This is a genomic window from Niabella insulisoli, assembly GCF_039652435.2.
In the GTDB taxonomy this organism is placed as follows: Bacteria; Bacteroidota; Bacteroidia; order Chitinophagales; family Chitinophagaceae; genus Niabella; species Niabella insulamsoli.
The window spans coordinates 1,215,254-1,227,226 of sequence record NZ_CP190246.1 but is presented as its reverse complement, the minus strand read 5'-3'; the positions used below and the strand labels follow the sequence as shown (position 1 = coordinate 1,227,226).

Below are 11,973 nucleotides of genomic sequence, written 5' to 3'. Positions count from 1 at the left end.
CAAAAACAGAAAATACAAACAGATGAAATTATATATATACGCCACCGTTATACTGGGAACGATCATTGCAGCAGGCTGCGCAAAAGACCTGAACCAGCAACCGATTTCAAATTTAACAACTCAAAATTTTTATGTCCAGCCGGCCGATTTCGCGCAGGGCCTGAACGCTGTTTATAATTCGTTGCGTACCTATCCTGACCGCATTTTAAATTTATCTGAAACCAGATCAGATAATTTGTATGCCGTGTCGGATGGCGGCGTAAGGGATTGGGAGGGTATTAACAGTTTCCATAAAACTATTGCCAGCAACCCCTACGTCATTGAAGCTTGGAATACCAATTTTGTCGGCATTTATCGCGCTAACGAATTTTTACTGGCCTTACAGGATCGGGGCGGTGTCATTACTGATGAAGCCTTGCGCAGCCGTTATGAAGGCGAAGCCCGGTTTTTGCGGGCCTTTTACTACTTTGACCTCGTGAAAATATTTGGCCGTGTACCGGTAACAGAAAAAGCCGTATCACCCGATGAAGCCCGTCAATTGCAACGGGCCGAAGTTAGCGAAGTATATGGCCTTATTTTACGCGACCTGCAATTTGCTGCCGACAATTTACCCAACACCTACGCCGCAGCAGATAGAGGACGGGCGACTAAATTTGCAGCAAAAGGAATTTTAGCATTGGTTTATATGATGCGAAGTGCGCCCACCTATGATATCAAAGGGCCGGGCCTCGGACTGAACGAGTACCCTCAGGCACTCACCCTGCTGAATGAAATTATTTCCAGCGGCTTGTACACTTTCTCTGCTTCCTTCCCGAATATTTTTTCTTATACCAACGAAAACAACAGCGAAGTTATTTTCGACGTACAGTATGCGACGGGCTTCAATCCTGTGCTGGGCGCAACTTTCCCCTGGTTGCTTGCTCCCGACACCTGGTTCCAGTCGCAGGGAAAGCCCACACAGGGCGGCTTAATGATAAGGCCTGTTTCAAACAATCTGCTTAATAGTTTTGAAGCCACCGACACACGCAAGGGCTTTAGCATTCAAAGCGGATATGTTTTCAACGGCGTGGCCGAAACGCGTTCGTTCGTAAAAAAATATATTGATGTCAGCAAAACGCCCGCCAACAGGGTCGACTGGCCAATCAACTTTATTGCGCTTCGATACACCGATATACTCTTGCTAAAAGCAGAATGTATACTTCGTGGTGCGCCCGGCACGCCGGCAGAGGTAGATGGGATCGTAAACCAGGTCAGAAACCGCGCAGGCCTAACGCCGATCTCGGGCGTTACGCTCGATCGCCTTTTTGAAGAACGAAGAAAAGAATTTGTGGGCGAAGGGTCGCGTTGGTACGATCTGATCAGGCAGGGAAAAATAGACCAGCTTATACCGACATGGATTACTGCCGAAGATGTGCAAGGGCAGATGTTGTCGTTTAATAAAAATTACATCATTTATCCGGTGCCACAGCCGGAGTTGGACGCCGCGCCTGGCCTTTATCCCCAGAATGATGGCTATTAAAAAAAAGTCAAATGAAAAGAAGCATTTTACTAATGATAATTTTCCTCTCGATAATGGCTCATGCGCAGCAAGTGAGGGTGACGGGACGAAATATGCCACAGACATGGATAGACGCCGACACGCATCACAAAGTCGTGCGGCTAACGAACAACGACCGCAGCAATCTTAGTTTTTATTTTCACAACAATCCTTTCGTTGGAAATAAAATGGTGTATTACAGCACAGAAAAAACGATAGCTGCCGCAGCCAAGCAGGAAACCTACAACAGCAACGCGGCAGATCGTCAATTGTATATGATTGATTTAAATACGTTGGCATCCGAAAGGCTTACCAACGAGGCTACCGCCATGCAGGGGGAAATTGTTGCTGCTACCCTCAATAAAGCCTTTTACCAGGTGAAGGACAGTGTATATTCGGTTGATCTGTCTACAAAAAAAACAAAATTGGTTTTTGTATTTCCCGATGATTTTAAAGCCAGCATCACAACGATAAATGCCGACGGCAGCCTGCTGGCAGGTGCAAAATCCAGCGACGCAGAAAAAGAAATCTTTAAAAACAACCCCAACAAAAGCAGTTATTTCAATCTTATTTATGAGGCCCGGCTGCCACGTACTTTATTTACACTGGATATTAAAACCGGCACCATCAACAAAATATTCACCGACAGCGCCTGGCTCAATCATATACAGTTTTCTCCTACTAATCCTTCGCTGCTCATGTTTTGCCACGAAGGCCCCTGGCATAAGGTAGACCGTATCTGGACGATCGATGTTATGACTAAAGAAATAAAACTAATTCACAAGCGGTCCATGCCAATGGAAATCGCCGGGCATGAATGGTTTAGTAAAGACGGCCGGTTTATCTGGTTTGATCTGCAACAACCACGCGGCAGCAATTTTTTCGTGGCGGGCGTGGAAGTGGCAACGGGGGCATTCAGAAAATACAAGCTGCAGCGAAACGAGTGGTCGGTGCATTACAACAGCGCTGCAGACGATAGCTTTTTCATAGGTGATGGCGGGACTCCCGGGTCAGTAGCTAAAGCGCCCGACGGTCAGTGGATTTATTATTTCAAGCCCGAGGGCGACCGTTTTAAATCAGAAAAACTGGTAAATATGAAAGCGCACCAATACCGGTTAGAACCAAATGTTCATATCTCACCTGATCAAAAGTGGGCTATCTTTCGCGCAAACTTTGAGGGAAAGGAAAATATTTATGCAGTTGAAATCAAATCTTTTAAAAATTAAAGATGATCAAAAAAAGTATCTTTTTTTTATGGGTGATATTTATAAGTTGGACGGGCAGGGCGCAGTTGCCTAACCTTCCCTGGGCAAAACAGGTAGGCGCTAAGCAATTCCCTTCGGGCAAAAAAATCTTTTATGTCAACAGTTTTGGCGCCAGGTCCGATACTGTCACTATCAATACAAAAGCCATACAGAAAGCCATTGACGCCTGCGCCAAAGCCGGAGGCGGTGTTGTCGCTTTTAAACCCGGCACTTATGTAACAGGCTCTATTTTTCTCCGGTCTAATGTGCATTTAAAAATAGATGAAGGCGTGCTTCTATTAGGTTCGCAAAGCCTGGGCGATTACCCCGAGATTGACACCCGCATCGCCGGCATTGAAATGAAATGGCCGGCAGCGCTTATCAATATCATTGACGCCCACAATGTGGCTGTCACCGGTAAAGGCACTGTAAATGCGCGCGGCAAGTTTTGCTGGGATAAATACTGGGCGATGCGAAAAGCATACGAACCCAGGGGCCTGAGATGGATCGTCGATTATGATGCCAAGCGGGTGCGCACCTTCCTCACTCAAAACGCGTCAGACATTACGCTGAAAAATATAACTTTTAAAAATGCCGGCTTCTGGACGGTGCAGCTTTTATACTCCACCAGGTTAACCGTCGACGGTGTTGTCATAAGAAATAATGAAGACGGTCATGGGCCCAGCACCGACGGTATTGATGTCGATTCCTCCACCTGGGTGTTGATTGAAAACTGCGATATTGATTGCAACGACGATGACTTCTGCCTGAAGGCCGGGCGCGACTGGGATGGGCTGCGCGTCAACAAGCCCACCGAGTACGTCGTCATCCGTCACTGTATTGCGCGCAAAGGCGGGGGCTTACTAACATTGGGAAGCGAGACCTCGGGCGGCATCAGAAACGTGTTGGCCCACGACTTGCAAGCCATTAAAACCGGGCAGGGGTTTCATATCAAATCCACCACAACACGCGGCGGCACCGTTGAAAACATTTATTTACAGCGCATCAAGATGGACAGTGTGCGCAATGCTTTTCATTTTACGATGGACTGGAATCCCGCGTATAGCAATGCGATACTGCCTGACGGCTATGACTATGATTCCATCCCAAGCCACTGGAAAACCTTGTTGCAAAGAGTAGATCCACCTTCGAAAGGCATTCCTGTTTTCAGAAATATATACGTTTCAGATATTGAAGCCACGGGCATTACTAACCATATTATTTTTTGTAACGGGCTTGCTCAGTCGCCGGCCAAAAATTTCAATTTTACAAATATTAAAATAAGCGGATCGACGGCTGGCACTATTTCTAATGCCGACGGATGGAAGTTTACCAATGTAGCCATTGAAGGAAAAGACGGGAAGAAGCTGGAAGTAAAAAACGTAAGGAACATGCAACTGGGGCCTGGCATATAAACTTTACATTCGTTTAGTTTTCTGTTCGTTTATAAAACGCGACAAAAAGCATATCAATAATGAAAAGACGCATTTTCATACAACAAAGTAGTTTAGCGGGATTGGGCCTGGTTACGTTGGGGCCGCGGAGCCCTCAGCCCGAGCCTCCTGTAAGTGAGTTTGCAAAAACACTAAAGCCCGTTGGCCGTGCGCTCGAACTCGAAGGGTATTATGTATGGTGCAACACCCCGATCATCGGCCCGGACGACAAAGTGCATGTTTTCTTTTCAAGATGGGATGCCAAAAAGAAAATGAGCGGCTGGATCAATGGTTGTGAAATAGTGCACGCCGTAGCAGACACGCCCGAATCAAATTTTGAAGTGACTGGCACCATATTAAAACCGAGGCCGGGCTACTGGGACGCAACCACCTGTCACAATCCTTTTATCACTTTTTTCAATGGCAAATATTACTTGTATTATATGGGCAACAGCAATGGCAAAACAAATACAAAGCGAATAGGTTTGGCCATAGCAGATACTATCAACGGGCCCTGGCAGCGGTTTGACGAACCGTTGCTGCAGCCGGGCGAGACAGGCCGCTGGGACGATCATTGCACGACCAATCCTTCCGTTACCTATCATAACCAAAAATATTTCCTTTATTATAAATCCTGGAATACCCGGGATTACGAATCCGCCAGCGGGCCCATCAGAGGTAATAGAAAATATGGATTGGCTATTGCTGACCATCCCGAAGGGCCCTTTAAAAAATATGAAGGAAACCCGGTTATTGATTTTTCAAAAAGAGGCAACAACGCGCAGTTGGAAGATGCTTTTGTCTGGCATGAAAACAAACGCTTTTATATGTTGGCTCGTGATATGGGATATTACAACCATGAGTATGGCATTATTATGAATGCGCGCGACGGGAAAAAATGGAGCAACCCTGCAATTGCTTTTTACCCGGCTGATAAGTATATAAAACAACCAGCCGCTCCGGCTCATCTTTCGCGCTATGGCCGCTTCGAGCGCCCGCAGCTATTACTGAAAAATGGCAAGCCCATCTATTTATTCACAGCCAGCCAGGGCGGGAAATTCATGACCGCTTCCTCTTTTATTTTCAAAATTGACGGATGAACATAAGTAGCTTATACCGCCCTCTTCTTTCAGCCATCTTATACCTTTCTCTTTGGTATCCCGCTATAGCGCAAGAACCGTCGGCGCTGTGGCATAACAAAGAACGAACGCTTCACTATAAACCTGAAGGGAAAGATTTTATTTTACATAAAGGAACCAAAAAATTTAACCGCGCGCTTTATGGCGGCAATACGGCATTTAGGGTGGAAGCCGGCGATCTGCCCGAGTTTGCGCTTTACATGCCGGGCATGGGCGGCAACTGTAAAATCGGGATTGTTGTGAATGGCAAAAGCAAATGGCTGGCCGAAGCTGCAGAGATCAAAGCCATTTATCGCCCCGGTGCTATGTTGTATGAAATAAAGGATCCGATGTTTCCCAAAGGTTTTGTTCAAATTACGGTGCTGGCGCTGTCCGAAGTTGAAGGAATGATCATAAAAATGGAAACAAAAACACTGCCTGCAAACACTTCTGCCATTATAGCTTACGGTGGCGCCAGCGGCAAGAAATTCAGCAGGGATGGCGATATCGGCGCCGACCCTGAATCTTCGTTCTACTTACAACCCGCCTATTGCACAGACAATCAGTACCGGATCAACAAGAACCGTTTTACGCTTTATTATGGTTTTACAAAGCCTTTGTCAGACGATGAACGATATGAAATTCAATACGCCGCACCGGACTCTACAAAAAAAGACAACGCAAAGTTACTATCAGGTGTATTCCCATTAAACTCATTGTTAAAAACGGTTGATGCGGCGCAACAGCAGACACCCCTCTCCTTTCTAAACTCCGGCACTTCAAAGACGCCGGCGCTGGCAGCCGTGTTGCCGCTTGCTTCAAGTGCCGATTATTATTTTCTTGTTCAAAAAGATATAAGTCATATTTCGTATGCGCAAGCGCCTAAAATTTTTGCCCGGGCGGAAAAAGCCAGACAAGAAATTGCCAACCGCGTAAACGTGGAAACTCCAGATCCATATATCAACACCTTGGGAAGCGCACTTGCCATTGCTGCTGACGCCATTTGGGAAGCGCCAAGCTTTTTGCACGGCGCCGTCGCGTGGCGTATGAGGCTACCGGCCTGGCGCGGCGCTTACGCAGCTGATGCTTTGGGCTGGCAGAATCGCGCCCGCTTACACTTTGACAGTTATTTGAAATCCCAGGTTACAAAAATCGCGGCAGGGCCCGTAACGCCGGATACAGCGCTACACTTCGCAAGACAGCTTGAAAAAATGGGAACGGCTATGTTTAGCAATGGCTACATATGCCGTAGCCCCGATGGTAAAATACAGCCCCATCATTACGACATGAACCTGATCTTTTTTGATCAGCTACTCACCCACTTAAATTATACAGGCGACACGAGCTACGCTAAAAAGATCTGGCCGGCTTTAAAACTTCACCTGGAATGGGAGAAAAGAAATTTTGATAGTGACAATGACGGACTATACGATGCTTATGCCTGCATTTGGGCGAGCGACGCCTTGCAATATAGCGGCGGCGGCGTTACGCATTCCACCGCCTATAATTATCGCGCCCACAAAACAGCAGCCGCTATTGCAAGATTAATAAACGAAGATGCCAGTCCCTATGAAGCAGAAGCGTTGAAAATATCAACCGCATTAAACACGAAACTTTGGATCGCCGAAAAAGGCGTATTCGCTGAAAACCGCGACCGACTTGGGCTCCAACTTGCTCATATCTCACCGGGCCTCTGGACCATCTATCATGCCATTGACGAAGGCATTGCATCGCGCGAGCAAAAATTTGAGATGCTCCGCTATGTAGATCGGCATATTCCTCATATTCCGGTGCAGGCCCGCGACTTTCCTTTTAAAAATCTTTTTCTGCTTGCGACTACCAATTGGCAACCTTACACCTGGAGCGTAAATAATGTTGCGCTTGCGGAAAACCTCCACACCGCTTTAGCATACTGGCAGAGCGGCGAAAATGATAATGCTTTTCAGCTTTGGAAAAGCGCATTGCTTGAGAGCATGTACTTAAGTTCAAGTCCGGGTGGCTTTCAGCAACTTTCTTTTTACGATGCTGTAAGGGGCGAGCTCTATCGCGACTTTGCCGACCCGATCGGCATGACGGCACGAACACTAACAGAAGGGCTCTTTGGTATAAAACCAGACGCACTAAAAAATACGCTTCGGATAGAACCCGGCTTCCCTGAAGATTGGCAATTTGCCAGCCTTAACCTTCCGCATATCCGTATTGATTTTAAACAATCGGGCCACACTTCAACCTATGATATCAGACAACAGTTTCCTCAACTCTTGAAACTTCGCCTTCAAATCGAAGCACGGAGCACCGATCCCGAAGTATATGTGAATGGAGAAAAAGCCGGTTACACCTGGTTGGACAATGCGCTGCATCAACCTGTGATTGTTATACAATCCGGAGCACAGCAAATCCACAATATAAAAATTGTCTGGCGCGGGGAACGCCTTGAAAAAATTCCTACTGCTATGACCGTGGTGGCGGGAGAGCATTTTCATTTATCCTTTCCGGGTGAAAAAATCCTGGCTATCAAAGACACACGGCAAAGCGTGTTAACGCAGTCCAATCAGGGCAACACCGTGACTTGCATGGCGCAACAGGAAGGCACGTCTCATGTATTTCTGACGCTGCAAAAAGGAAAAATTATCTGGACGGCTCCTATCGTTATAACCGTATTGCCGCAGCTGACCATCAAAAAAATAGATCGTGCTCCATCTAACAAAATGGCTATCCAGATAAAAAATAATAGTTCCCGAATAAAACAGGGCGCCCTTTCGGTAAACGGCTACCGTCAAACTTTGCAACTAAACGGCGGTGCTAATGTGGTGCTCGAATTGCCATCGGAACAGTTGCATATGGGAACGAATAGCATAAAAATTTATTGGGATGATGGAACAGTATCTACGAAGAACATCACGGATTGGGATCTAAAAGCCTCAGGAAAATACGAGGCCGTCGACATCAATAGATTCTTAAATGAAAATATCGTTAATACATTTCAGCACAAATACCTGTCGCCGCGCGCAGAAAGCGTCACCCTTCAAATACCCTGGCAAGGCATTGGCAATTGGTGTTACCCGTTGGTTCAGCCCGGGATAACTGACGCAGGCCTGAAAAACAAAGACCAATTATACCTGGATAAAATACCTTTTGCGATAGGATCAACCAACAATATCGCGTACACTTCTCAGTGGGATCAATTTCCAGACTCAATAGGCATTCCGCTTGCAGGAAAAGCAAGCCATGCCTACATTTTGATGGCCGGCACAACCAACCATCAACAGAGTCAAATCACCAATGGCCTGATCACGATCAATTATACAGACGGATCCAAAGACACACTTGCTTTGATTAACCCCGAAAACTGGTGGCCTATCGAACAAGACTATCGAAACGACGGATTTGCCTTTCAAAGTGGGCCGAAGCCCTATCGACTGATTTTCAAAACCGGCCTGTTCACCAAAGATTATGAATCCTACACAACCATCAAAGGATTCTCAGACAGGATCATTGAAGGAGGCGCGGGGACGGTATTGGACCTGCCGTTGGATTCGCAAAAAGAACTACAATCACTCACATTAAAAACTTTGGCAAATGAAGTGCTGACCGGCATCATGAGCCTAACCTTACAAAGAGATTAAACTCAAACAACCAATAATGATGCGCTTTATTATCCTTTTGCTTATAGTTGTCAGTTCGCGGCAATGTTTCGCAGGAAAAGAACCAGGACTGCCTTTAAAGAAAATCAAGGTAGCGGCGCCTTTTAAAATGCCTGATATTGTAGTTCCGGATTTTAGTAACACAGCCAGGATTTCCATTACTGAATTTGGAGCCATAAAAGGAGATCAGCAAAAAACCACGAAGGCTATCGCCGCTGCGATTGCGAAAGCCAGCGAAATGGGCGGTGCGACAGTTATTATCCCCGACGGAGAATGGCTCACCGGTAAAATTCATTTTAAAAGCAATGTGAATCTGCATTTGTCAAAAGACGCGGTGTTGCTCTTTTCAGAGAATCCGGAAGATTACCTACCCGCGGTGCCCACCACATGGGAAGGCATGGAATGCTATAACTATTCACCGTTGATTTATGCTTATCAGTGCAGGAATGTTGCCATTACCGGCGAAGGCACTATTAAAGCGCAAATGCGTATTTGGAAGCAATGGTTTTCGCGGCCGAGCGGACACATGCAAAGCATTAAACGCCTATATAATCTTGCCTGGGAAAGAAGCGCTGTGGCGGCCCGCCAAATGGTGAACGACACCGCGCATCTGCGGCCGCAGTTCATACAGTTCAACCGTTGCGAAAACGTTTCAATAGAAGGTATCAATATTATCAACAGCCCGTTCTGGACCATCCACCCTTATCTCTGCAAAAATGTTTGGATCAGAAAAGTCAATGTTTATGCCCACGGTCATAACAATGATGGAATCGATCCCGAAATGAGCCAGCAGGTACTGATCGAAGATTGCATATTTGACCAGGGCGACGATGCTATCGCCATCAAATCGGGCAGGAACCCCGAAGGATGGCGTTTAAAGACACCTTCAAAAAATATTGTCATCCGCAATTGTTTTGTAAAAAACGGGCATCAACTGGTTGCGATCGGAAGCGAGCTTTCAGGTGGTATAGAAAATGTGTTTGTAACCAACTGCGAAGTACAGGATGGGGCGAAACTAATGCACCTGCTTTTCATCAAAACGAATGAACGCATGGGCGGATACGTAAAAAACATTTACTTCGATCGCGTCAGGTCAGGAAAAATTGACCAGGGTATTTTAGGCATTGAAACGGATGTACTCTATCAGTGGAGAACGCTTGTGCCCACTTATGAACGCCGGCTAACACCTATCCAAAATATTTATTTAACGGACGTTAAAGCCTCTGAGGTAAAATTCATATCCCGAATCTTAGGCCAAAAAGAATTACCCATTAAAAACATAGTTTTGAAAAATGTATCTGCACAAAAAATTACAGATACGCAACAGATTCATGAGAACCTTGTACAATTCAGCTCTAATCCATAAATTAATGATTCGACTCTGCACATTTCTTTCTATCCTTTTACTCCATTTGAGCGTTGCCGCAAAAAACTTCGACTCCCGGCGGGTTTATTTTTTAAGTAGTGATTCTATTCCATTGAAAACCCAGGTCGGTGCAGCAGCGATGCCTGAACATATTGCGCCTATCCAAGCGCCCTTCCCGATGCCGCAACTGCAAAAGCCCGTTTTTCCTACCTATTCAGAGCATATCACTGCTTTTGGTGCCCGGGAAAATGAAAAAGCAACTCAGGCGATTCAGCGTACTATTGATGCCGTTGCTTCGAAAGGCGGCGGCACGGTGATCATTCCCAAAGGCAAATGGCTGACAGGAAGGATCGAACTGAAAAGTAATATCTGTCTTAATATTAATGCCGGAGCTGAAGTTTATTTTAGCGGTGAGGTGGCAGATTTCCGACCCGCTGTTTTCACACGCAATGAGGGTATTGAAGTGATGTCCTTAGGCGCTTGTATTTATGCAAACGGCCAGCGCAATATCGCCATCACTGGAGAAGGCCGCCTGATCGGGCCTGCAAAAGGCGGCTCGGTTCGCAGGCAAATTATGACGAAGGATGTGATTGAAAATGTAGTAAAACATACCACGCCCGTTGCAGAAAGAATTTATGAAGGCCACAATGGCGATTTCATTTTTCCACCGATGTTTATTTCTCCTATCAACTGCAATAATGTTTTGATAGAAGGCGTCACCCTTGAAAATACGGCATTTTGGAACGTGGTGCCTGTATATTGCGACAGTGTTATCATCCGCGGCATAACGGTTCATTCGGTGGGTATCCCGCGTGGCGATGGGATCGATATTGAATCATCAAGAAATGTATTAATTGAATACTGCACGCTGCGCACGGGCGACGATGCTTTTACCATGAAAGCCGGACGCGGTTATGATGGCTTGCGCGTCAATCGTCCGACAGAAAACGTAGTAGTAAGAAACGGCCTTGTACTAGAAGGGCATGGTGGTATTACTGTGGGCAGCGAAACTGCCTCGATGATCAAAAATTTATATGTACACGATTGTGTATTTGAAGAGGCGCGGTCAGCGATTCGTTTTAAAACCAGAAGGCCACGCGGCGGCGGCGGACAATATTTGTATTATGAAAACATCCGCATTAAAGGTTCCAAATATGCTTTTGAATGGGATATGCTCGGCAGCTCACAACACGTGGGCGGACTGGCTTCGCGCTATCCACTGCGCGCTAAAAATGAGCTAACGCCGACTTTCATCGATATTTTCGCAAAAAATATTCAGATCGACAGCGCTTATCAATTTGTCAAAGCAGATGGCATTCCGGAAAGTCCGCTGCAACATGTGGTCCTGCAAAATGTTACCGGCGCCGCGGTGCAATTATTAAAAGCTACTGACGTAGATGGCTTTATCGTGAAGAACTCGAAAATCACTGTTGACACCGCCCGAATGAAATTATTGGATGTGAGGAATATGTGTTTTAATAAGGTTCAATTCTTAAATGCCGATCAAAAATTGGAAGTAACCGTAGAAGGCCCATTATCGCAAAATATCCGCTTTAAAAAAACAACGCCGCGCAAGCCCCAAAACTGGAAACGAAAAATCTGGCGGCAAAAAAATAATGCTGTAAAATAAA

7 protein-coding genes are annotated in these 11,973 nt (G+C 46.0%); all 7 read left to right on the top strand.

Going from position 1 to position 11,973, the window contains the following annotated elements:
* Window positions 1-22: 22 nt before the first annotated feature.
* Genes ABDK00_RS05255 through ABDK00_RS05225 form a run of 7 tightly spaced genes read left to right on the top strand, consistent with a single transcriptional unit; the run spans window position 23 to window position 11,972 of the window.
* Window positions 23-1,519 carry a RagB/SusD family nutrient uptake outer membrane protein gene (locus ABDK00_RS05255; RefSeq protein WP_346238825.1) on the top strand — a complete coding sequence of 499 codons (1,497 nt, stop codon included), beginning with the start codon at window positions 23-25 and terminating at the stop codon, window positions 1,517-1,519.
* Between the two features lie 11 nt (window positions 1,520-1,530).
* Window positions 1,531-2,763, top strand: a complete 1,233-nt coding sequence (locus ABDK00_RS05250) for an oligogalacturonate lyase family protein (protein WP_346238824.1) — start codon at window positions 1,531-1,533, stop codon at window positions 2,761-2,763.
* 2 nt (window positions 2,764-2,765) lie between these two features.
* Complete coding sequence (locus tag ABDK00_RS05245; protein ID WP_346238823.1) at window positions 2,766-4,196, top strand: glycoside hydrolase family 28 protein; 1,431 nt, start codon at window positions 2,766-2,768, stop codon at window positions 4,194-4,196.
* 59 nt (window positions 4,197-4,255) lie between these two features.
* Complete coding sequence (locus ABDK00_RS05240; protein ID WP_346238822.1) at window positions 4,256-5,314, top strand: glycoside hydrolase family protein; 1,059 nt, start codon at window positions 4,256-4,258, stop codon at window positions 5,312-5,314.
* Window positions 5,311-8,958, top strand: a complete 3,648-nt coding sequence (locus ABDK00_RS05235) for a DUF4450 domain-containing protein (protein WP_346238821.1) — start codon at window positions 5,311-5,313, stop codon at window positions 8,956-8,958. Before ABDK00_RS05240 ends, ABDK00_RS05235 begins: the two co-directional genes overlap by 4 nt.
* 16 nt (window positions 8,959-8,974) lie before the next feature.
* Window positions 8,975-10,342 (top strand): glycoside hydrolase family 28 protein, encoded by a 1,368-nt coding sequence (locus ABDK00_RS05230; protein ID WP_346238820.1) that lies wholly within the window; start codon window positions 8,975-8,977, stop codon window positions 10,340-10,342.
* Window positions 10,343-10,346: 4 nt separating this feature from the next.
* Window positions 10,347-11,972 carry a glycoside hydrolase family 28 protein gene (locus tag ABDK00_RS05225; RefSeq protein ID WP_346238819.1) on the top strand — a complete coding sequence of 542 codons (1,626 nt, stop codon included), beginning with the start codon at window positions 10,347-10,349 and terminating at the stop codon, window positions 11,970-11,972.
* The last annotated feature ends 1 nt before the right edge of the window (window position 11,973 follow it).